Consider the following 23220-nt stretch of genomic DNA (forward strand, 5'->3'; position numbering starts at 1 on the left):
TCGTTTTGATTGTCCCCGCGAGCGCCCCTCTGACCGTTTGACCCCCTGCCAAACTCCCATAATGTGAGACGCTTATTCAGCTTGTAGAACTTATCACATTTTTGCGCCGGCGCAACCCGGTTTGAAATAGTGTTGCAACATGTAGGATTGCGTCAGTCGACAGGTCCATGGAAGTCCGCTTCCACGATGCCCAGGCGCCAGCCGGGTGGCACCGCCTCGGCACCCGTATCTCCCGCCTTGCGCGCGGTATCGAGCTCGACGACCTTGCCGAAGCCGTCGCGGTCCTCGACCGGGCCGATCTGCTGGATGCGCAGCACCTGGCCCCTGCCGGGCGCGAAGGCGATATGGGCATAGCCAATCTGGCGTTCGGTCTCGCCTTCCCACAATGTCCGCCCGTCGAGCGTGATCCGCAGCTTGTAGCTGCGCGAGCGCCAGCCGATGAGCTTGAGGTCGATCTCGCTCAGCACTGTCGGCGCGGCGAAGCGATATTCGATCCAGGCGGTCTCGGGCCTGCCGTCGCTGTTCCAGCGCGACAGCTCATTGTCGTCGATCGAGCGATCGGCCGTGTCGCTATTCGACCCGGCAACGACGCTGGCGGGCAAAGCGGTCGTGCGGCTGATGCGGAACGAAGGCGTGCGAGGCGTCGGCCCGCGCTTCAGTTCGCCGGGCTGGAACCGCTCGGGAAAATCGCTTGAGAGCCCGCCCGGCGCCGGCGCGGGAAGCCGTGTCGGTATCGCCAGGGTGACCGGCGCGAACCCCTTTGCAGTGGCGGTGACACGCACCACCCCGCCCTGCGTGCCGGCGCGGAGCAGGACGCGGTTTACCCCGGCTTCGACCGGCAAGCTGCGCGAGAGGATGTAATTGTCGTCGCCCCGCGCGGCGCCGTCGGTGTGGGTGACCTGGTCCTTGCCCGGCGCCGCCGGCGCGGTATCGACAACCGGCACCGCGCGCGGCTTGCCCGAGCTGTCGCCCTGCGCGATGCCGCCGCGCCATTCGGCCGGGCCGTCCAGCGTGAAGCGGATCATGTCGTGCGCGGTCGGCACGCGCCGCCCTTTGGTATCGATGACCTCGACATCGACCAGCGCGATATCGGCGCCGTCCATTATGAAGCCGCGCGGCCCGGTATGCGGCGTGAGGCGTAGCGCGGCGGGCGGCCCCACGGTCTCGGCGCTGTCCTCCGAGCGGCGGCCATCGACATGGGTGGCGACGGCGAGCAGCGTTCCCGGCGCCCAGGCGACCTCGGGCCAGCTGAACAGGAACCCCGCGCTGCGCTGTCCCATGCCGAGCGACTTCCCATTGCGGAACAGCTCGACCGACTCCCCGTTCGAGACCACCGTCACCGGCTTCTTCGTACCGGGCGCATAATTCCAATGGCCGATGATGTGCGTCGCCGGGGTGACACTATCGACCCAGTCGGACCACATCACCTGGTGCGCGTAGAAGCCCTGCTTGGGCAAGCGCACCGCATCGACTTCACCGGAGCGGCGATAGTTGTTGTCGCCGCGGAAATGCGTGTTCGAGTCCGAGAAGACGATGTTGACCCCACCTGCGCTCACCCGTCGCCCGGTGCCCGGCCGCACGCGATAATAGTCGTACCAGCGGCGCACATCCTCGGCGGCGTGGCTGTCTTGGTTGCGGTTATAGTCCGGTGCGTCCGCATGGAAGGGCGGCGTGAAATCGTCCTGGAACGCCCGACCGCCCTCATCGCGCGAATATTCCATCGCCCACATCGGGATGTTGCCGCTCTTGTTGATGTAGAGCATCTCGCCGCCATATTCGGCGACCTTGCTGTCGAGCATCTCGCGCGATCCGATCGCACGGCCGCCATGCGGATCCCAGCGGTCGCGGATCGCCTTCATCTCGGCCATGTGCGCCTCGCTGATGCTCTCGTTGCCGCTCTCGTAGAACAGAATCGAGGGGTTGTTGCGGTTGTAGACTATCGCGTCGCGCATCACCTCCCTGCGCTGCTCCCAGCGCCGGCCGGTGACGTCGCCCTCGGCATCGCCCGCCGGCATCGCCTGGATCAGGCCGACGCGGTCGGCGGATTCTACGTCCTGCTTCGAGGGCGTGATGTGCATCCAGCGCACCAGATTGCCGCCGCTCTCGACCATTAGCCCGTTGGAGAAGTCACTGAGCCAGGGCGGCACCGCGGTGCCCACTGCCGGCCATTCGTTCGAGGTCCGCTGGGCATAGCCGTGCATCTGGATCACGCGGCCGTTGAGGCTGACCATCCCGTCGGCGAAGCGCGTCTGGCGGAAGCCGGTGCGGATATCGACGCTATCGACCGGCTTGCCATCCTCGATGAGGCTGGTGGTGACGGTGTAGAGATAGCCATAGCCCCAGCTCCAGAATTGCAAGCCCGAGAGCCGGCCGGAGGCGGCCAGGATGCGCGTCTCGCCGGGCTGCAGCAGCGCGGTACCACCGCCGAACCCGCCGACCCTGCGCCCGTCGCGGTCGCGGATCTCGACGCGGTAGCCCAGGCTGCGCGGGCGGATGTCGGCGTTGCGCACTTCGCTCTCGGCGTGGATCGTCGCGGCGCTGCGATCGAGGTCGAACGCGTCGGCCCAGACATATTGGCCGATGGTGCCCAGCCCGGCGGTGAGCGGCAGCGTCTGATAGGCGGGCCCAGTCAGGTGCAGGCGGACGTTCCTGGTTATGCCGCCATAGTTCACGTTGAAATTGTCGTTGTTCCACTGGAAGCCGCTGCCGGTGGCGCGCTCCTTGTACTTCCAGTCGCTGTCGACGCGCACCGCGACCAGATTCTCGCCGGGCACCAGCGCGGCGGTGATGTCCGCGCCGAACGCCGTCACGCCATTCTCCGACAGCGCGACCGAGCGGCCGTTTACCCACACTTCCGCCGCCTGGCGCACGCCCTCGAACTCGAGCAGCGCCCTGCCCGCCGCGCCCTTGGGCCCAAACCCGCCCTTCGGCAGGGTGAAGCGCTTGCGGTACCAGGTGATGCCGGTCGACAGCTGCTTGATGTCGCGCGCGAACGCTTCGGTCTCGTTGAAGGCGTTGGGCAGCGTCACCGCCCGCCAGCCGCCATCGTCGAAACCGGGCTTCTCGGCGCCGGCCTGCTCGCCGGTCGCGCTGCGCCAATCGGAATTGAAATTATAGGTGCCGCGCGGCGAGCGGACGAAGGTCGAGGCATACTGCGCCAGCGCGTCGATCGGCGTTGCCAGCGCGAGCAGGGCCAGGCAGGACAATCGGCGCATCTGCACTCTCCATATTTCCATATTATGGATGGTAGGTGCAATAATTGGAAACACTGGTCAAGCCAATGGTCAGGCCAATTATGTACCGACGATTTGCTCGAGCGACTTGCCTTCGTTGCGCGGCGCCCAGATCAAGCCGATCATGCCGCTCCCCACCAGGAAGCCGGTCAGGATCCAGGCAAGCGTGGTGAAGTCATGCGCGGCCAGCGTCGGCACCGCCAGGCTCCAGATGCCCAGGCCGATGCGCACCACCGCGAACGTCACCCCTTGCGCAGTCGCGCGGATCGCGGTGGGGAACAGCTCCGCCGACCAGAGCTGGAAGAAGCTCTGCGCGCCGAAACCCGCCGCCACGCCCATGATCACGACGTGGAGGATGACGATCTCGAGCCGGAACCCGAACAGCGCGAGCAGCGCCATGCCGATGACGTGCATCGCCGCCGAGATGCCGAACAGCAGCCGCTGGTTCACTCGGTCCGCCAGCGTCATGAAGATGCCGAGGATCGAGATCATCCCGATCAGGAAATAGCTCGCCGGCAGCATCGTCGCGGTCCAGGCGGGCAGATGGTTCTGCGCGATCAGATAGGGCGTGAAGAAGCCGTTATATCCCGCCCACAGGTTCCAGAAGCCGTACATGCCGGCCAGGAACAGCATCGCGCCCAAATAGCGCGGGCTAAGCAGCGCCCGCCAGTTCGCGGCGCCCGCCGCGCGGCTCTCTTCCCAGCGCGCGGATTCGCGCATCCGCTTGCGCAGGAAGGTCAGCGCGATCGCCAGCACCGCGAGATGCGCAAACAGCCAGCGTATGCCGGTAATGCCAAAGGGCTGGAGGAAATAGGCCGCAACGAGCACCGCCACGGGACCCAGATACCAGAGCAATTGCGCCACGCCGGAATGCGCGCCGCGCCGGGCATCGGGCGCCTGCTCCGCGATCAGCGACCAGGACGCAGGGATGTCCGCTCCAACTGCCAATCCCACCAGCACGAAGCCGAGCACGATCATCCACGGCGTGCTCGCGAACACCAGGAAGAGCATGCCGAAGGCATAGAACAGCATGTCGTACTGGTAGATCGTCTTGCGCCCGAACCGGTCGCACAGCACGCCGCCGATCAGCGCGCCCACGCCCGCCGAGATCGCATTGGCGCTGAACGCGCCGATCAGCCCGACGAACCCGTCGGACAGGCCGTAGCTCTGCCTCCAGAAGCCCAGCGCCACCGAACCGGCGACGATGCTGCCCGCGTCGATATAATTGGCGAGCCCCGCCAGGATCGTGTCGCGCCACCGATGCTCGGGCGCGGTCATCTAGAGGTCCAGCCCGAGCCGGTAGATGCGATTGGCATTGCCCGCGAACAGCGCGCGGCGCTCACCGTCCGTGAAGCCGGCGGTGATCGCGTCATAGGCGTCGAGGTGCTGCGCGAAGCTGCCGAACAGCTTGTCGGTCGGGAAGTCGCTCGCGAACATCGCGCGCTCGGCGCCGAAGATGTCGATCGCCTCGAGCACATAGGCCCGCGCCTGATCGAGCGTCCACGGCCGATGCGTGAAGCCCATGCCCGAGACCTTGGTCGCGACATTGGGGAGCGCCGCCAGCGCGCGCATCCCCGCGCGCCATGCCTCCCATTCGCCCGGCAGCGCCATGCCCGTATGGTTGACGATGACCGGGATTTCGGGATGCCGCGCGATCAGCCCGGCGAGCGCGGGAAACTGGCCGGGATAGGCCTGGAGATCGAAGCTGAATTCGTATTTGGCGAGCAGCGCAAAGCCGTCCTGCCACGCTTCGTCCTGCGTGACGTCGCGCGGCGAATAGGTGCGCTGCGGATCGGCATGCCAGTTGACGATGTGGCGGATGCCGCGGACGTTGCGATGCTCGGCATGTGCTTCTAGCAGGGCGTCGATCTGCGGATGATCGAGCGGCGCGAAGGCGATGATCGCATTGGGCATCCCGCGTTCGTCGGCGATGCCCTGGAGCCATTCGGTCTCTTCGAGCGCGAGGCTCGCCTCGGCGCCGGCATCGACATGGACGATCCCGCGCACGTCCCAGCCCGCGGCATCCGCCAGATAATCGTCGAGCAGATAGGTTCGCGCGATACCCTCGACGCTGCCGTTCGGCCCGTCATCGGCGAAGGGCGGCGTCAGCCACGGATAGGCGATCCGGTCGAGGTCCCAGAGATGCACATGGGCATCGACGAACGGCAGGTCGCGCGCCATCTCCCCTCCCCGTTTCGCTCAGTATGTCGTCCGCCCGCCCGACGTGTCGAAGGTCGAGGCCGTGGTGAAGCTGCATTCCTCGCTCGCCATGAACAGGATCATCGCGGCGCTTTCCTCGGCCTCGCCCAGCCGCCCCATCGGGATCTTCGAGCGCATGTAATCGACCTGGCTCTGCGGCAGCTGGTCGAGGATCGGGCTCTCGAAGGTCGCGGGCGTCAGCGCATTGGCGATGATCCCCTTGCCCGCCAGCTCCTTGCCGAGCGACTTGGTCAGGCCGATCACGCCGGCCTTGGACGCCGAATAGGCCGAGGCATTGGGATTGCCTTCCTTGCCGGCGACCGACGCGACGTTGACGATCCGGCCATAGCCATTGGCCAGCATGTGCGGCACCACGGCGCGGCAGCAATAGAACAGCCCGTTCAGGTTGATCCCGACGACCTGCTCCCAGCTTTCGATCGGATATTCGTGCACCGGCGCGGTCGCCCCGGTGATGCCGGCCGAGCAGACCAGGATGTCGACCCGGCCGAGCGCATCCGCGGTTTCCTGCGCGGCGCGTGCCACGGCATCGGCGTCGGCGACGTCGATCGCCGCAGTGGTCGTGGCACCGACTTCCGCGGCCGCCTCGGCGAGCGCGTCGGCGTTGACGTCCCACAAGGCGACCTTGCCGCCTTCGGCGACCAGCCGCTTGGCGACGGCGCGGCCCAGGCCCGATGCGCCGCCGGTGATGATCGCGGTGCGCCCCGCGAAACGTCCTTGATAGACACTCACCCGAGCACCGCGTCGCCGAGGTGGCGCCATGCGACGACCGGCTGCTGCTGCTCGCCGAGCCCGGCGATGCCCAGCCGCATCGTGTCGCCTGCCTTGAGGAAGATCGAGTCCGGCTTCTTGCCCTCGCCCACGCCCGGCGGCGTGCCGGTGATCAGCAGGTCGCCCGGATAGAGCGTCATATACTGGCTGACATAGGCGATGATCTGGCGGACATCGAAGATCATCGTCCGCGTATTACCGGTCTGCATCCGCGCGCCATTGACGTCGAGGAACATGTCGAGATCCTGCGGGTCGGCGATCTCGTCGGGCGTCACCAGCCAGGGGCCGACCGGGCAGAAACTGTCATGCCCCTTGCCCTTGCTCCACTGGCTGCCGCGCTGCTTCTGGTTGAAGCGCTCGGAGACGTCGTTGGCGATGGTATAACCCGCGACATAAGAAAGCGCGTCGGCTTCCTCGACATAGCGCGCAGTCTTGCCGATCATCACGGCGAGTTCGACTTCCCAGTCGCTGTGCGTCGAATCTCGCGGGATCATCACTTCGTCGTTCGGGCCGGTCAGGCTCGACAGCGCCTTCATGAACATCACCGGCTCGGTCGGGATCGGCAGGCCGGATTCGATCGCATGGTCCTCATAGTTGAGGCCGATCGCGACGATCTTGCCGATGCCCTTCACCGGCACGCCGAGCCGCGCGCCCGCGGGCACTTCCGGCAGCGTTGTCGGGTCGATCGCGCCCAGGCCGGCGATCGCCTCGACGGTAAGCTCGGCGATCGTGCCCGACAGGTCGCGGACCGCGCCATTGGCGTCGATCAGGCCGGGCTTTTCTTGTCCGCGGGGGCCGTAGCGGCAGAATTTCATGGGCTGGGTCTCTCGTGCTCAGTGCGTATGGGGTCGGTGCATGTCGAGCGCCCGGTTGAGCTCGACACCGAAGCCGGGCTTGTCGAGCGCGCTCGTGCGAAGGCGGCCATTCTGGGGAACGGGCTCGCCGATCAGCTGCGGGTGGAACATCGGCACCACTTCGGTTGGCCCCGGATGCATCATCAGGAACTCGGCGAACGGGCTGTTATGCCGCGTGACGACGAAGTGGTAGGAATAGACGCTCGATCCGTGCGGCACGACGAGCTTGCCAAGCGCATCGGCCAGCGCAGAGATCTTGAGCAGCTCGGTCACGCCGCCGCACCAGCCGACATCGGGCTGGATGATGTCGCAGCACTCCATCTCGAGCAGCATGCGGAAGCCCCAGCGCGTCGCCTCATGCTCGCCGGTGGTGACCAGCAGGCCTTTGGGGGCATTGCGCTTCAGCTCGGCATAGCCCCAGTAATCGTCGGGGCTGATCGCTTCCTCGATCCATTTGAGACCGCATTCATGCCACGCCCGGTGGGCGAGCCGGGTGGCGTAATCGACGTCGAGCGCCATCCAGCAATCGAGCATCAGCCAGAAATCCTCGCCGACGCGCGATCGCATCTCGGCCAGTTCGGCGATGTTCTTGTGCATCCCCTCCTCACCCTCGGCGGGGCCGTGGTGGAGGGGCATCTTGCCACCGATGAAGCCCAGTTCCTTGGCGATGTCGGGCCGCGCGCCGGTGGCGTAGAATTGCAGCTCGTCGCGCACCGCGCCGCCGAGCATCTGGTAGACCGGCTCGCCGCGCAGCTTGCCGAGCAGATCCCAAAGCGCGAGGTCGACGCCGGAGATGGCGTTCACCACCAGCCCCTTGCGCCCGTAATATTGGGTCGAGAAGTACATCTGGTCCCAGATCTTCTCGTACTCGGTCGGGCTGCGCCCCTCGAGGAAGCGCGCGAGATGCTTTTCGACGATATAGCAGGCCGGCTCGCCGCCGGTGGTCACCGCGAAGCCGATCGTGCCGTCCTCGGCCTCGATTTCCACCACCAGCGTGCCGAGCACGTTGATGCCGAAGCTCTGCCGCGACTGGCGGTATTCGGGATAGCGCGCCATCGGCGTGGCGATGTGATCGTCGATCCAGTGGCCAGCGCCCTGGTCGTGATAATCGGCGCCGCCACCCCGCACGGTATAGGCGCGCACCTGCTTGATTTTCGAAAGTCCGGCTGCGCCCACGCTTCGCAATCCCTTTCGCGCTCATATCCTAAATAGGAGCGCCCCTCGACAATATGTGAAAATTCCCGCGCGCTCCGTACCATCATGTGATACGCCGCCCGCTTAAGGATCAATGTTCGGTTGAATCAGAGCCTCAGCGGCTCCGCGGCCTCGCACTCTCCTGCGCTTTACTTTCTCACTTTATGGGATAGGATGTTACTTGATGAGACGTACAACGTCAAATGCTGATTCCGAGGCCCCCGATCAGGAGGGCGTTGCCAAGGGCGCCAAGGTGCAGGGCACCCAGACGCTCGTCCGCGGACTCGACATGCTCGACAAGGTGATCGACGGCCCGGTGAAGCTTGCCGAGCTGTCCGCGCGGATGGGGCTGACCCGCTCGACCACGCACCGGCTCGCCAACGCGCTGATCGACCGCGGCTTCCTCACCTATATGCAGCGCGACGGCTATCAGCTCGGCCCCAAGCTCATTCAGCTGGGCTTCCTCGCGCAGAGCCAGGCCGACATCGTCCAGATCGCGCGCCCGCGCATGGAAGACCTGGCGGCGCGCTCGGAGGATACGGTGCATCTCGGCCGCCTCGACAATGACTCGGCGCTGTATCTGGACAAGATCGCCGGCCGGCGCCGCGTCGAGATTTCCAGCCGCATCGGCGATCGCCAGCCGCTCACCTCGACCGGGCTCGGCAAAGCATTGCTGATCGACGAGCCGGAGGCCGATTGGGAACGCCTGTTCGACACCGACCAGGCGCATGGCGCCCCGCGCGCCGACCGCGCGACCTGGTTCGAGCGGATGCGCGGCTATGCCGAGGCAGGCCATGCCTATGACCTCGAGGAGAACGAGGATCTGATCCGCTGCGTCGCCGCGCCCGTGCGCGACGTGTCCGGAAAGATCGTGGCGGCGATCAGCGTGTCCAGCGCGGCGCAATATATGGACGACGACCGCATGGCGGAGCTCAGCGCCGAAGTGCGCGAGACCGCCAGGCAGATCAGCACCGATCTCGGCTGGAGCCCGGACGTCCGTCCGCCGCGCAGATCGAGACGTTAAGGGGAGAGAGTCGTGAAGCTGTTGGAAGGCAAGACCGTGCTCGTCACGGGCGCCTCGACCGGGATCGGCCGCGCGGCCGCGGTCGGCGCGGCCAGGGCGGGCGCGGACGTGGCGATCAACTATCACAGCCGCGACGACGATGCCGAAGCGTGCATTGCCGAGATCGAGGCGGCCGGGCAGCGCGGGATCGCGGTGAAGGGCGATGTCGCCGATCCCGCGACCGCCACGGCCTTTGTCGCCAAAGCGGTCGAGGCGTTCGGCAAGGTCGACGTGATGGTCTCCAATGCCGGGATCTGCCCGTTCCACAGCTTCCTCGACATGCCGGTCGAGACCGTCGAGCGCACCGTGCAGGTCAATCTACTCGGGGGCTATTTCATGTGCCAGGCGGCAGCCCGGCAGATGGTCGCACAGGGCCAGGGCGGCGCGATCGTCGCGGTCTCGTCGATCTCGGCGCTGGTCGGCGGCGAATACCAGACGCATTACACGCCGACCAAGGCGGGGCTGCACTCGCTGATGCAGTCCGCCGCGATCGCGCTGGGCAAGCACGGCATCCGCTGCAACTCGGTGCTGCCCGGCACGATCCTGACCGAGATCAACAAGGACGACCTCGCCGACGAGGCCAAGCGCAAGTACATGGAGAGCCGCGTCCCGCTCGGCCGGCTCGGCCAGCCCGAGGATCTTGCCGGGCCGATCGTCTTCCTCGCCTCCGACCTGGCCGCCTATGTCACCGGCGCGGCGTTGCTCGTCGACGGCGGCGCATTCGTGAACCTCCAATGAGGGGGCTGCTGCTCGCCGCCACGGGGCTCATGGCCTTCGCCTCCCCCGCTCTCGCCCAGTCGCGCATCTTCGTCGCGAGCGATTCGACGGCGCAGTTCTACGGTCCCGACCGCTATCCGCAGACCGGCTGGGGCCAGATGCTCAAATGCGGGCTCACCCCCGATGCCGAAGTGATCAACCGCGCTATCGGCGGGCGCAGCACGCGCACCTTCCTCTCCGAAGGACGCTGGGACACGCTGCTCGCCGACGCCAAGCCGGGCGACCTGGTGCTGATCCAGTTCGGCCATAACGACGCCAGCGCCAACAAGCCCGAGCGCTATGCCCCCGCCGCGACCGTCTATCGCGACAATCTGCTGCGGATGATCTGGGAAGCACGCGGCCACGGCCTCGTCCCCGTGCTGGTCACCCCGCCGGTCCGCCGCAACTTCGTCGACGGCAAGGTGAAGACCGATTTCGCCGCATACAGCCAGGTGATGCGCGAGCTGGTCGTCACCACCGGCACGCCGCTGCTCGACCTCGAGGCACGCTCAGCCGAGTATATCGGCCATCTCGGGCTCGACGGATCGAAGGGCTATTATCTCCACCTCCGCCCCGAGAATCATGCCCCGGGCTTTCCCAAGGGCGTCGACGACGACACCCATTTCAGCGAGCTCGGCGCCCGCGCGATGGCCGAGTTGGTCGCGCAGGAGCTCAAGGGCCTGAAGCTGCCGATCGCCGAGAAGGTGCTGGCCGAGCGTCCCGACCTGACCCGCACCACCCCGCTCGGCAGCACAGCCTGCCGATGAGCGCGCGCCGCCAGGTCGCGCTGTTCGTCACCTGCCTCGTCGATGCGATGCGGCCGCGGATCGGCTTCGCGGCGATCGACGTGCTGGAGGCGGCCGGCTGCGACGTGGTGGTCCCCCGGGGCCAGACCTGTTGCGGCCAGCCGGCGCTCAACTCGGGCGACCGCCGCGATGCCGAAGCGCTGGCCCGCGCGACGATCGCGGCGCTGGAGGGCTATCCCCATGTGGTCGTCCCCAGCGGCTCCTGCGCCGGCACAATCCGCGTCCATTATCCCGAGATCCTTGCCGACGATCCCGAGTGGCACGCTCGAGCGCAGGACCTGGCCGGCCGCACCTGGGAGATCCTCGCCTTCCTCGACCAGGTGTGCGGCTGGCGCCCTGAGGGCGTGACGCTCCCGCTCACCGCCACCTATCACGACAGCTGCTCGGGCCTGCGCGAGCTCGGCATCAAGGCCCAGCCACGCCGGCTGCTCGCCGCGGTCGAAGGCCTGCGCCTCGCCCCGCTCGCGGGCGAGGAGACGTGCTGCGGCTTTGGCGGCACCTTCTGCGTCAAATATCCCGCCATCTCGAACGCCATCACCGACGAAAAGGCCGTCGCCGTCGAGGCGAGCGGCGCGGAACTGCTGCTCGCCGGCGATCTCGGCTGCCTGATGAACATGGCCGGCAAGCTCCACCGCCGTGGCTCTGCTGTACGCGCGATGCACACGGTCGAGGTCCTTGCCGGCATGGGCGCCGGACCCGCGATCGGCGAGGAAGGATGAGCGCCGGCTTCAAGGCCCGCGCGGCGGAGGCGCTCGCCGATCCGCTGCTCAAGCTCGCCGTCGAACGCACCGCCGGTACCGCCGAGGCCAAGCGCGCCGCTGCCATCGCCGCCTTCGATCATTTCGAGCAAGCCCGCACCCGCGCCGCTGCGATCAAGGACCATGTGATCGCCAATCTCGGCGAATATCTCGCGCAGTTCGAGGCAAATGCCGTGGCCGCCGGCGCGCAGGTCCACTGGGCTGAGACCGCCGACGAGGCCTGCCGCATGGTGATCGACATCTGCCGCCGCGCCGGAGCGAAATCGGTCGCCCGCGCCAAGTCGATGCTGGGCGAGGAGATCGGCCTGCCTCATGCCCTGGCCGAGGCCGGGATCGAGCGGATCGAGACCGACCTGGCCGAGCACATCATCCAGCTCGCCGGCGAGCGCCCCTCGCACATCGTCTGGCCGGCGATGCACAAGACGCGCGAGCAGGTCTCCGCCCTGTTCCGCGCCCGCCACGCCGAGCCGCATGTCGAGGAGAGCATCGCCGCAATGGCGGAGAGCGCCCGACGCCATTTGCGCGCCGCGATGCTCGGCGCCGATGTCGGCATCTCGGGCGCCAATTTCCTGATCGCGGATTCGGGCGCGGTCTGCACCGTCACCAACGAAGGCAATGCCGAGCTGTCGGTCGTGCCGCCGCGCGTGCATATCGTCACCGCGGGGATCGAGAAGCTCGTCCCCTCGATGGACCACGCCGTCCATTTGCTGCGCCTGCTCGCCCGCTCGGCGACCGGCGCGGCGCTGACCCAGTACACCAGCTTCTACACCGGCCCGAAGCGCCCCGAGGACCCCGACGGCCCCACGGAGATGCACATCGTCCTGGTCGATAATGGCCGCACCAGGATGCGCGCGGAAGGGCTGGCCGAGATGCTGCGCTGCATCCGCTGCGGCGCGTGCATGAACCACTGCGTGGTGTTCCGGCAGATCGGCGGCCACGCCTATGGCGGCACCTATCCCGGCCCGATGGGCGCAGTACTGACACCCGCGCTCGACGGGCTCGCCGCGTCGCGCGACTCGCCCCAGGCCTGCACGATGAACGGCAAGTGCCAGGAAGTCTGTCCGGTCGCCATCCCCCTCCCCACCTTGCTGCGCGGCTGGCGCGAGAAGAGCTGGCGCGAGGGGCTGGAGCCCGTCTCGACGCGCGGCGCGGTACGGCTCTGGGCCTGGGTGGCGCGGCGCCCCCGCCTCTATCGCTTCACCTCCCGAATCGCTGTCCGCGCGATGCGGCTGTTCGGCCGGCGCTGGATCGCGACGCTGCCGCTCGCCGGCAGCTGGACCCGCCACCGCGACTTGCCCGCGCCGCAGGGCAAGACCTTCATGGAGCTTTACCGCGAGAAGCGCCGATGAGCGCCCGCGACGCGATCCTGCGCCGCCTCGGCACCGGTCCCGCCGCCGATCTCGCGGCCGAGGCGCGTGCGCTGCTCGACCGCCCCGAGCGCCCGCCCGTGGATCCCGGCGCGCTCGCCGCGACCTTCGCCGAGCGCCTCGCCGGCCCGAGCGTTGCTGCCACCCTCGCGCATGTTGCGGCGCTCGACGCGCTCCCGGCCGCCATCGCGGCCTATCTCGCGGACCACGCGCCCGCCCCGCGCCTCACCCTCCCGCCCGACCCGGTGCTGGAGGCGCTGGACTGGCGCGGCATCGCCCGCGACCCGACGCTGCCGATCGATGGCGCCGCCGTGCTGGCGGTAGCCACCGCCGCAGTCGCCGAGACCGGCACGCTCGTGCTCGACACCGGCCCCACCGCGCCGATGCTCCCCAATTTCCTGGCGCTCCACCATCTCGTCCTCGTCCGCGCCGAAACCCTGGTCGCGCATCTCGAGGACATCCCCCCCCCCACGGGCTGGCCGCGCGCGCGCTATTGGGTAACCGGTGTCTCCGGAACCACCGATATCGAGGGCCAATATGTCCGCGGCGCCCACGGGCCACGCTTCCTGCATGTGTTGCTGCTCGGACACGCCGCGAGTTAGTCAGACTAATTATCCAAAATTGCGCTTGCGATCATGCAAAACCGCGTCATACATAGTGGGACATAATAACAGAAAATGAGATTCCGTAGACGCCAACAGGCGCGGCGGAGAGGATAGCTAGAGAGGAGGGGAAGATGATTCGTCGTTCCTATTCCAACGTCCCGACGCTTACCGGTCGCGGCGTTTCGAGCCTGGCGCTGGTCGCCGCACTCGCCTGGGTTCAGCCCGCATTGGCGCAGGACGCGCCGAGCAGCGACACACCCGCCACTGCAGCCCAGGACAGCCAGGACGCCGAGATAGTCGTCCAGGGCTTCCGCGCATCGCTCAACAGCGCGCTCAACCAGAAGCGCAACGAGACGGCCGCGGTCGACTCGATCGTCGCCGAGGACATCGGCAAGTTCCCGGACAGCAATCTCGCCGAATCGATGCAGCGCGTCCCCGGCGTCGCGCTCTCGCGCGGCGATGGCGGCGAGGGCCGCAACATCGCGGTGCGCGGCCTCGGCTCAGGCTTCACCCGCGTGCGCATCAACGGGATGGAAGGCACCTCGCAGACCGGCTCGTCGGACATCTATGGCGCCGGCAATTCGGGCCGCAGCTTCGACTTCAACGTCTTCCCGACCGAGATCTTCTCGGCACTGTCGGTGCGCAAGACCACGTCCGCCGATGTCGAGGAAGGCTCGCTCGGCGCCACGGTCGATCTCAAGGCGCCCAAGCCGCTCGATTTCGCCAAGGACTTCGTCCTCAGCGCCACCGCGCGCGGGGTCTATAACGAGCTCAGCAAGAAGGTCGATCCGCGCGGCTCGCTGCTCGTCTCGAAGAAGCTTGGCGACAGCTGGGGCATCCTCGCCTCGGTCGCCTATCAGAAGCGCCATATCCGCGAAGTCGGCTATTCCGCGGTCGACGTGCTGTCGGCCAATACCAACGGTCTCGATCCGGACGGCGCCGGCCCCGCGGTCATCCAGCCCTTCTGCACGCCGATCGGCTATCTGCCGCAGAGCCCGGCCACCGGTACCAAGGGCGCGACACCGGCCCTGTGCAGCACCGACAATCCGCGCACCAGCACGGTGGCGGCCTATAACACCGTCACCGCCCTTCGCCGCGCGGACCTGCCCAACACGCCGGGCAGCGGCGCCTTCCTGCCGCGCCTGCCGCGCTATGTGAACTCGACCCAGGATACGGAGCGCCTCGGCGGCACGATCTCGCTGCAATTCTCGCCCGACGATGACACCGATATCAGCGTGGACGGCCTCTATTCGCGCTACGACGTGACCCGCCGCGACAATTATATCGCCGGCATCTCGTTCGGCCGCTCGGTCACCAATAACGGCCAGCCGATGGTCTCGGTGCGCGACATCCAGTTCGATACGCACGGTTCGCTGGTCTACGGCCTGTTCGACGGCGTCGACATCCGCTCGGAAGGGCTGGTCGATCACTGGATCTCGGACTTCAAGCAGGGCGACATCAATTTTCGCCACCGCTTCAGCGACAAGTTCGAGCTGACCATGTTCTTCGGCATGAACCAGTCGGTATGGTGGGGGCCCAAGCGCTTCCAGACCTTCATGGACATCATCGATGCCGACAATTTCAGCATCGATTTCCGCGATGGCGGCTCCACGCCCAAGATCAATTTCGGCGTCGACGTGTCGAACCCGAACAACTTCAACTATGCGCCGACGCTCGCCGACGGCACCGTGCTCGGCGGGTTCAGCTTCCAGGGCAAGCCGTCCAAGAACCAGACCGACAACATCACCGCCGAAGCCAATGGCGATTGGACCGTCACCGACGGCGTGAAGCTCAAGTTCGGCGGGCAGTATCGCAAGAGCGACTATAGCGCCTACACCTCGCTCCCCTACACCGCGCAGGCCGCCGTCCAGGCGCTGCCAGCCGGCACCACGCTGGCCAGCATCACCACTCAGATCACCGGGCTCGATTCGCTGTTCGGCGCCGGCGCTCCGGCGAGCTGGGCCGCGATCGATCCGGACAAATGGGCGCAGGTCTTCAATTACGACGCGATCCAGTTCTGTCGGACCGAATGCGGTGCCAGCGCCTCGCGCATCCGCGAGGAGATCAAGAGCGCCTATGGCATGCTCACCTTCGACACCGAGGATGCGCTGCCGTTCAAGCTGCGCGGCGACCTGGGCGTGCGCTATGTCCGCACCGACATGCTCGCGGCGGGCTATATCTCGGTGGCGGCGACGCCGGCGAGCTCGACGCCCACCGGCCTGCGCGGGCAATATGCCCAGGTGATGCGCGGCTATGACGACTGGCTGCCCTCGGGCAACGTCGTGATCGAGCCGATGGACAATCTGCTGCTGCGCATCTCGGCGGCGAAGGTGATGTCGCGCCCCGAGCTGGGCCAGCTCGCCCCGACCAGCGGCATCACCGCGACGACGCGCACCGGCAACATCAACAACCCGTATCTGGAGCCGATCCGCGCCGACACCGCCGACGTCGCGCTCGAATGGTATTTCCGCCCCGGTTCGCTGATCTCGGTCGCCTATTTCCGCAAGAACATCAAAACCTATATCCAGCGCGTCACCAGCCAGATCCCGTTCAACCAGCTCGGCCTTCCCGATGCGCTGCTCGCGGGTTCGTCGACGGCGCCGACCGAGATCTTCACGGTCGGCCAGCTGGTCAACACCCGGGGCGGCCCGCTGGAGGGCATCGAAGTCAACGCCCAGCTGCAGTTGAGCTTCCTGCCCAGCTTCCTCGGCAATATCGGCGTGCTCGCCAACTACACGCACGTCACCTCGCAGATCCAATATGTGCTGGCGAGCGTGAACGGCGTGCCGACGGTGACCACCACCGCCGACCTGGTGAACCTGTCGAAGAACACCGCCAGCGGCACCATCTATTACGAGGACAAGAAGTTCTCGATCCGCGCGACGGCCAGCTACCGCGATCGCTACATCCGCGCGATCCCGGCCTCGCCGGGCAGCGATCTGCAGGGCAATTCGCCCAACATGTTCGTCGATGCCTCTGCCTCGTTCGCGATCAACGACAATATCAAGCTGATCCTCGAGGCGCAGAATCTCACCGACGAGCGCAACAACCTCTACATCGACAGCACGCGACAGGACACGCTGTTCCAGACGCGGATCGGCCGTACCTATAATTTCGGTGTGAATTTCCAGTTCTAGAGTGCCTCCCTAAGGGCCGCCTTTCGGGGCGGCCCTATTTTCTTGCCGAGGGAAACCGATGCGTCTTTCGCCCATGCGCCTTCTGATGCCCGCTGCGCTCGCCACAACGGCGCTCGCCGCCCCTGCCCCGCTGCTCGCGCAGACCGCGCCGGCGGCAACCGTCACCATCCACGCGGACACGCCCGGCGCGAAGATCGACCGTCGCATCTTCAGCCAGTTCGCCGAACATCTCGGCACCGGCATCTATGGTGGCATCTGGGTCGGCCCGGATTCCAAGATCCCGAACACCAGGGGCTATCGCAACGACGTGGTCGCGGCGCTGAAGGCGCTGCACGTGCCCCTGGTGCGCTGGCCCGGCGGCTGCTTCGCCGACGAGTATCACTGGCGCGAGGGCATCGGCCCGCGCAAGCTGCGCCCGACCAAGGTCAACACCCATTGGGGCGGCGTCACCGAGCCGAACAGCTTCGGCACGCACGAGTTCATGGACTTTGCCGAACTGATCGGCGCCGAGGCCTATGTCTCGGGGAATGTCGGCAACGGCACGCCGCAGGAAATGGCCGAGTGGGTCGAATACATGACCGCGCCCGCCGGCAGCCTGGCTGACCTGCGCGCGAAGAACGGCCGGAAGGAGCCCTGGAAGCTGCCGATGTTCGGCCTGGGCAACGAGCTATGGGGCTGCGGCGGCAACATGCGCCCCGAATATGCCGCAGACCTGACGCGCCGCTACGGCACCTTCGTCAAGGTCCCCTATGAGACTAAGACGCTCAAGATCGCCAGCGGCGCCAATTCGGGCGATTACAACTGGACCGAAGTGATGATGCGCGACGCGGGCAAGGCCTTCGACGGCATCGGCGTCCATTATTACACCGTCCCCGGCACCTGGGGAAAGAAGGGCTCGGCGACCGAGTTCGACGAAGCCGACTATGCGCTCACCCTGTCCAAGACGCTCCAGATGGAGGAGCTGATCACCAAGCATTCGGCGATCATGGACAAATATGATCCCAAGAAGCGCGTGAACCTCGCGGTCGACGAATGGGGCACCTGGTACGATGTCGAGCCGGGCACCAATCCCGGCTTCCTCTACCAGCAGAACACGATGCGCGACGCGGTGGTCGCCGCGCTCAACATCAACATCTTCACCCGCCATGCCGACCGGGTCCGCATGGCCAATATCGCGCAGATGGTGAACGTGCTCCAGTCGATGATCCTGACCGATGGATCGAAGATGGTGCTCACGCCCACCTATCATGTCTTCGAGATGTACCGCCCCTTCCAGGACGCGGCGTTCCTGCCGGTCGACGTCACGTCGCCCTGGTACAACAAGGACCAGTGGGTGATGCCCTCGGTCAGCGTCACCGCGGCGCGTGGCGGTGACGGGCTGGTCCATGTCGCTTTGGTCAATGTCGATCCCAACCGCCCTGCCAGCATCAGCGCCGCGCTGGCCGGCGTGACCGCAAGCAGCGTCGATGGCCGCGTCCTCACCGGCGCGATCCAGGCGCATAACAGCTTCGACGCGCCCGACACGGTCGAGCCCGCGGCCTTCACCGGCGCGAGCGTCTCCGGCGGCACTTTGCGCGCAACGCTGCCGCCCGCATCTGTGGTGGTGCTGACATTGCATTGAGAAAAGGGGGAGGCGGGCCGCGATTCCAAACGGGACGCGGCCCGCTTTGCAATTGAGGGAGAGTTCGATGCGTACTGTGCTGCTGGCAATGCTGATGACCGGCGTGGCAAGTCCCGCGCTTGCCCAGGGCACGCCCACGCTCAGGGGCCGGCAGGTCGAGAAGCTCGATCGCGGCCTCGTCGCCGTCCCCGCGGCGTCCGGCGGCAACCACGTCTCGTGGCGGCTGCTCGGCACCGACGCCAAGGGCACGCGCTTCACGCTCTACCGCGACGGCAAGGTCCTGGCGCAGGTCTCCGCCACCCAGGCGACCAGCCTGCTCGACAAGACCGGCACCGCCACCTCGCGCTATGCCGTCGCAATCGCCGGAGCCAGGCCCGGCGCGACGGTCACGCCCTGGGCCGCCGGCTATCTCTCGATCCCGCTCGACAAGCCCGCCGACCGCGTCACGCCCGAAGGCGAGACCTACAGCTACACCGCCAACGACGCCTCGGTCGGCGATCTCGACGGCGACGGCCGCTATGAGCTGATCGTAAAATGGTATCCGACGATCGCCAAGGACAATGCCTTTTCGGGCTATACCGGCGAGACCCTGCTCGACGCCTACACGCTTGAGGGCAAGCGCCTGTGGCGCATCGACCTCGGCCGCAACATCCGCTCGGGCGCGCATTATACCCAGTTCATGGTCTTCGACCTCGACGGCGACGGCCGCGCGGAGATCGCGATGAAGACCGCCGACGGCACGGTCGACGGCACCGGCAAGGCGATCGGCGATCCCACGAAGGACTGGCGCCACGGCGACCAGCAGGTCGAGGTTCCCGATCGCACCGGCTCGACGGTGGCCGCCGACGGCCGCAAGACGACCACGCTCAAGGGCCGCATCCTCGCCGGCCCCGAATATCTCACGGTGTTCGACGGCCGCACCGGCCGCGCGCTTGCCACCACGCCCTATGCGCCCTCCCGCGATCCGAGCGGCGACAATCCGACGCTCGACCAGATGAAGGCGACCTGGGGCGATGGCTATGGCAACCGCTCCGAACGCTATCTCGCCGGGGTCGCCTATCTCGACGGCCACAAGCCCAGCCTGATCTTCGGCCGCGGCTATTATGCCCGCTCGGTCGTCGCCGCCTGGGACTATCGCAAGGGCAAGCTAACCAGCCGTTGGGTGTTCGACACCGCCACGCCCGGCAACGAGAAATACGCCGGCAACGGCAACCACCAGCTCTCGGTCGCCGATGTCGACGGCGATGGCCGCGACGAAGTGATCTACGGCTCGATGGCCGTCGACGACAATGGCAAGGGGCTCTGGTCGTCCGAGCTCGGCCACGGCGACACGATGCATGTCTCCGATCTCGACCCCAGCCGCCCCGGCCTCGAGAAATTCGGCGTGCACGAGGAGATGCGCAAGAGCGGCAATCGCGGCGCCGCGATGCTCGACGCGCGCACCGGCGCGCTGCTCTGGTCCACCCCAGCCGACAAGGACACCGGCCGCGGCATCGCGATCGACATCGACCCGCGCCATCCGGGCGCCGAGGCCTGGGCGTCGAACTCGCGCGAGCTCTACGACGTGAAGGGCAATGTGATCCCCGGTGGTCACCCCAAGGCCGCGAATTTCGGCATCTGGTGGGACGGCGACCGGTTGCGCGAGCTGCTCGACGGCAAGCGCATCACCAAATGGGACTGGACGACGAGCAGCGAAAAGCCGCTGCTCGATCCCGAGGGCGTCGTCTCGAACAACGGCACCAAGCAGAACCCGTCGCTCTCCGCCGACATCCTGGGCGACTGGCGCGAGGAGCTCGTCCTGTCCAGCGCCGACAGCAGGGAACTGCGCATCTACACCACCCCGATCCCGACGAGCTACCGGATCGTCACGCTGATGCACGACCCGGTCTACCGGCTCGGCGTGGCCTGGCAGAACACCGCCTACAACCAGCCGCCGCACCTCTCTTATTATCTGGGCGGCGAGTGACCGTCAGACCGCTCTTCTATTCCGTCATCCCCGCGCAGGCGGGGATCCAGAGCCAAGCAGGACTGGCCGGGCACAGTAACCCTGGATCCCCGCCTGCGCGGGGATGACGAAGGAAAGCGCCACCCGATGACGGACATGCCCCCATGCTGCTAATCACTCTTTTGATGGCCATGACCCAGCCCTCCCTCCATTTCGACCTGGCACCGGCCGCCGAGCCCGCGCCCGGCCGCATCGCCGTGCCCGCGGACAAGCCCTACACCCCCGGCAGCTTCGGTTACGAACCCGAGCGCCGCGGCGCCGAATTCCTGTTCTCCGCCGCGCTGCCCGAGGGCAATTACCGCGTGACCGTCCGCCTGGGCGGCCGCCGCACCGCCTCGCACACCACGATAAAGGCCGAGTCCCGCCGCCTGATGCTGCGCGCCGTCACCACTCGCCCCGGCCAGACCGTCACCGCGAGCTTCGTCGTCAACATCCGTACCGCCGCGCTCGCCCCGCCCCCGGCCAATGCGCCGGGGGGCAGCCAGGTGCGGCTCAAGCCACGCGAGGCGGGCAGCTACAGCTGGGACGACAAGCTCACCCTCGAATTCCTCGGCGATCCCCAAGTCGCCAGCATCGACATCGAGCCGGTCGAGGTGCCCACGGTCTTCCTCGCCGGCGATTCCACCGTCACCGATCAGCGCGCCGAGCCAGCCGCGAGCTGGGGCCAGATGCTCCCCGCCTTGTTCGGCCCCGACATCGCTATCGCCAACCACGCGGAATCGGGCGAGACGCTCAAATCCTTCGTCACTGAGCTGCGCCTCGACAAGCTGCTCTCGCTGGTGAAGCCCGGCGACTGGCTGCTCATCCAGTTCGGCCATAACGACCAGAAGGCCGAGTGGCCGCAGACCTATGCCGATCCTGCGGTCACCTATCCCGCCTGGCTGCGCACTTATATCGCCGAAGCCCGCCGCCGCGGCGTGCATCCGGTGCTGGTCACCTCGCCCGAGCGCCGCAACTTCGCGAATGGCCGGATCAAGCCGACCCTGTTCGACTATGCCGAGGCGATGCGGAAGGTCGCCCGCGAGGAGCAGGTGCCGCTGATCGACCTGCAGCCGGCGACGATCGCGCTCTACGAAGCGCTCGGCCCCGACCAGGCCCCGCGCCTGTTCAACGATGGCGGCAAGGACAAGACCCACCACAACAATGCCGGCGCCTGGCTGCTCGCCCGTGCGGTGGCGGCGAGCATGCCCCCGGAGCTCGCCGCCCACCTCTTTCCCGATGCCCGCGCCTTCGACCCCACGCGCCCTGCGCTCGACACGCTGGCGATCGCGCCGAGCATCGAGGCGAGCAGCCTCAGGCCGGCGGGAAGCTGATGACGAACTAGGATGCGCACCGGCCACCTCTTCGACGTCCGCGACCATGGCGCGCGCGGCGACGGCATCGCGCTCGACAGCCCGGCGATCAACGCCGCGATCCGCGCCGCCGAAGCCGCGGGCGGCGGCATCGTCCTCCTCCCGCCCGGCCGCTATCTCAGCTTCTCGATCCAGCTCAAGAGCCGCATCACCCTCGCGCTCGAGCAGGGCGCCACGCTGATCGCCGCCGAGAAGGGGCCGCTCGGCGCCTATGACCTGCCCGAGGATCGCGGCCCCCAACTCTACCAGGATTTCGGCCACAGCCATTGGCGCAACAGCCTGATCTGGGCCGAGGATGCCGAGGACATCGCGATCGTCGGCAAGGGCCGGATCGACGGCTTCGGCCTCACTCGCAACGGTCCCGGCACGCCCTGGAGCAAACAGGCCGGCGAGCGCCCACTCTCGATGGCGGCGATGCCCGTACCGGACGTCGCCCGGCTCGAGCAAAGCCGCCAGGCGATGCAGGGCATGGGCAACAAGGCGATCGCGCTCGCGCACTGCAGGCGTGTCCGCCTCGCCGACTTCACGATCTTCAAGGGCGGCCATTTCGCCATCCTCGCCAGCGAAGTCGACGACCTGGCCATTACCGGCCTGAGCATCGACACCAATCGCGACGGCATCGACCTCGACTGCGTCCGCCGCGCGACGGTCGAGCGCTGCCGGGTCAACTCGCCGAACGACGACGCGATCGTGCTCAAGACCAGCCTGGGCCTCGGCCGGCGCTCCTCCTGCGAGGACATCACGATCCACGATTGCCAGGTTTCGGGCTACGACCTCGGCACGCTCCTCGACGGCACTCGCGCCCGCACCCAGCTTCTCGCGCCCGACCGCGACCGCGTCACCGGCCGGATCAAGCTCGGCACCGAGAGCAATGGCGATTTCCGCCGCATCCGCATCCAGGGCTGCCGCTTCGAGCGCAGCCGGGGCCTGGCGATCGAAAGCGTAGACGGCGGCACGATCGAGGGCGTCCTGGCCGAAAACCTGGTGATGGACGACGTCACCACCGCGCCGCTCTTCCTCCGCCTCGGCGCCCGGCTGCGCGGCCCGGAAGGCACTTCGGTGGGCGCGATGCGCAACATCGAGATACGCGGACTCCATGCACGCGGCATCGACCCGCGCTTCGCCGCGATCCTTGCGGGCCTGCCCGGCCATCCGATCGAATGCGTCCATCTGCGCGACGTCGACCTCGGCTTCGACAGCGGCTTCCCTGGCCCCGTGCCGCCAGTCCCGCCCGAACTTGCCGACGCCTATCCCGAGCCGAGCATGTTCGGCCCCACCCCCGCCCGCGGCCTGTGGTCGCGCCATGTCGTCGGGCTCGACGTCAAGGGGCTGCGCCTGGCGCATGCTGGCGCCGATCCGCGCACGCCGGTGCTGCTCGACGACACCAGCGTCGCCCGCGTAGAAGATGCGCCGGACTGGCCCGCCAAGGTTTGACGCGGCGGCGCGCGTGGACTACCATATCCTGAGTTATAGTCCCACAT

The 23220-nt window shown here is 67.3% G+C and carries 17 protein-coding genes; 11 read left to right on the forward strand and 6 right to left on the reverse strand.

Annotated elements, in window-relative coordinates; genetic code table 11:
• Positions 1–152: 152 nt before the first annotated feature.
• The 6 genes from AC1RPL_RS04280 to rhmD all read right to left on the reverse strand — a co-directional run bounded on the left by AC1RPL_RS04280 (position 153) and on the right by rhmD (position 8251).
• Positions 153–3215, reverse strand: a complete 3063-nt coding sequence (locus AC1RPL_RS04280; RefSeq protein WP_493068013.1) for a glycoside hydrolase family 2 protein — start codon at positions 3213–3215, stop codon at positions 153–155.
• A gap of 78 nt (positions 3216–3293) precedes the next feature.
• Positions 3294–4511 carry an MFS transporter gene (locus tag AC1RPL_RS04285; RefSeq protein WP_493068014.1) on the reverse strand — a complete coding sequence of 406 codons (1218 nt, stop codon included), beginning with the start codon at positions 4509–4511 and terminating at the stop codon, positions 3294–3296.
• Positions 4512–5414 (reverse strand): amidohydrolase family protein, encoded by a 903-nt coding sequence (locus AC1RPL_RS04290; protein WP_493068015.1) that lies wholly within the window; start codon positions 5412–5414, stop codon positions 4512–4514. It lies immediately after the preceding gene.
• 18 nt (positions 5415–5432) lie between these two features.
• Entirely contained in the window at positions 5433–6182 is a 750-nt protein-coding gene (locus tag AC1RPL_RS04295) for an SDR family NAD(P)-dependent oxidoreductase (protein WP_493068016.1), read from the reverse strand.
• Positions 6179–7036: a 2,4-didehydro-3-deoxy-L-rhamnonate hydrolase gene (locus tag AC1RPL_RS04300; protein ID WP_493068017.1), complete on the reverse strand. Its 858-nt coding sequence runs from the start codon at positions 7034–7036 to the stop codon at positions 6179–6181. The genes AC1RPL_RS04295 and AC1RPL_RS04300 overlap by 4 nt, the downstream gene beginning before the upstream one ends.
• An 18-nt stretch (positions 7037–7054) precedes the next feature.
• Positions 7055–8251 (reverse strand): L-rhamnonate dehydratase, encoded by a 1197-nt coding sequence (gene rhmD, locus AC1RPL_RS04305; RefSeq protein WP_493068018.1) that lies wholly within the window; start codon positions 8249–8251, stop codon positions 7055–7057.
• A gap of 202 nt (positions 8252–8453) precedes the next feature.
• Here rhmD and AC1RPL_RS04310 point away from each other — a divergent pair, with 202 nt between their 5' ends.
• The 11 genes from AC1RPL_RS04310 (at position 8454) to AC1RPL_RS04360 (ending at position 23173) form a co-directional block, all read left to right on the forward strand.
• On the forward strand, positions 8454–9293 hold the full coding sequence (locus AC1RPL_RS04310) for an IclR family transcriptional regulator (protein ID WP_493068019.1): 840 nt from the start codon (positions 8454–8456) through the stop codon (positions 9291–9293).
• Positions 9294–9305: 12 nt separating this feature from the next.
• On the forward strand, positions 9306–10070 hold the full coding sequence (gene lra1, locus AC1RPL_RS04315) for an L-rhamnose 1-dehydrogenase Lra1 (RefSeq protein ID WP_493068020.1): 765 nt from the start codon (positions 9306–9308) through the stop codon (positions 10068–10070).
• Positions 10067–10855: a rhamnogalacturonan acetylesterase gene (locus tag AC1RPL_RS04320; RefSeq protein ID WP_493068021.1), complete on the forward strand. Its 789-nt coding sequence runs from the start codon at positions 10067–10069 to the stop codon at positions 10853–10855. Before lra1 ends, AC1RPL_RS04320 begins: the two co-directional genes overlap by 4 nt.
• Positions 10852–11613: a (Fe-S)-binding protein gene (locus AC1RPL_RS04325; RefSeq protein WP_493068022.1), complete on the forward strand. Its 762-nt coding sequence runs from the start codon at positions 10852–10854 to the stop codon at positions 11611–11613. The genes AC1RPL_RS04320 and AC1RPL_RS04325 overlap by 4 nt, the downstream gene beginning before the upstream one ends.
• Entirely contained in the window at positions 11610–13001 is a 1392-nt protein-coding gene (locus tag AC1RPL_RS04330) for a lactate utilization protein B (protein WP_493068023.1), read from the forward strand. Before AC1RPL_RS04325 ends, AC1RPL_RS04330 begins: the two co-directional genes overlap by 4 nt.
• On the forward strand, positions 12998–13621 hold the full coding sequence (locus tag AC1RPL_RS04335; RefSeq protein ID WP_493068024.1) for a LutC/YkgG family protein: 624 nt from the start codon (positions 12998–13000) through the stop codon (positions 13619–13621). Before AC1RPL_RS04330 ends, AC1RPL_RS04335 begins: the two co-directional genes overlap by 4 nt.
• 134 nt (positions 13622–13755) lie before the next feature.
• Positions 13756–16761, forward strand: a complete 3006-nt coding sequence (locus AC1RPL_RS04340) for a TonB-dependent receptor (protein ID WP_493068025.1) — start codon at positions 13756–13758, stop codon at positions 16759–16761.
• 73 nt (positions 16762–16834) lie between these two features.
• Positions 16835–18382: an alpha-N-arabinofuranosidase gene (locus tag AC1RPL_RS04345; RefSeq protein WP_493068026.1), complete on the forward strand. Its 1548-nt coding sequence runs from the start codon at positions 16835–16837 to the stop codon at positions 18380–18382.
• A gap of 67 nt (positions 18383–18449) precedes the next feature.
• Positions 18450–20348, forward strand: a complete 1899-nt coding sequence (locus tag AC1RPL_RS04350) for a rhamnogalacturonan lyase (RefSeq protein ID WP_493068027.1) — start codon at positions 18450–18452, stop codon at positions 20346–20348.
• A gap of 170 nt (positions 20349–20518) precedes the next feature.
• The gene (locus AC1RPL_RS04355) at positions 20519–21700 is read left to right on the forward strand and encodes a rhamnogalacturonan acetylesterase (protein ID WP_493068028.1); all 1182 of its coding nucleotides are present in this window, start codon (positions 20519–20521) and stop codon (positions 21698–21700) included.
• Positions 21701–21712: 12 nt separating this feature from the next.
• On the forward strand, positions 21713–23173 hold the full coding sequence (locus AC1RPL_RS04360) for a rhamnogalacturonidase (RefSeq protein ID WP_493068029.1): 1461 nt from the start codon (positions 21713–21715) through the stop codon (positions 23171–23173).
• Positions 23174–23220 lie beyond the last annotated feature (47 nt).

The sequence above is a fragment of the Sphingomonas sp. GW821-FHT12D09 genome, assembly GCF_058807215.1.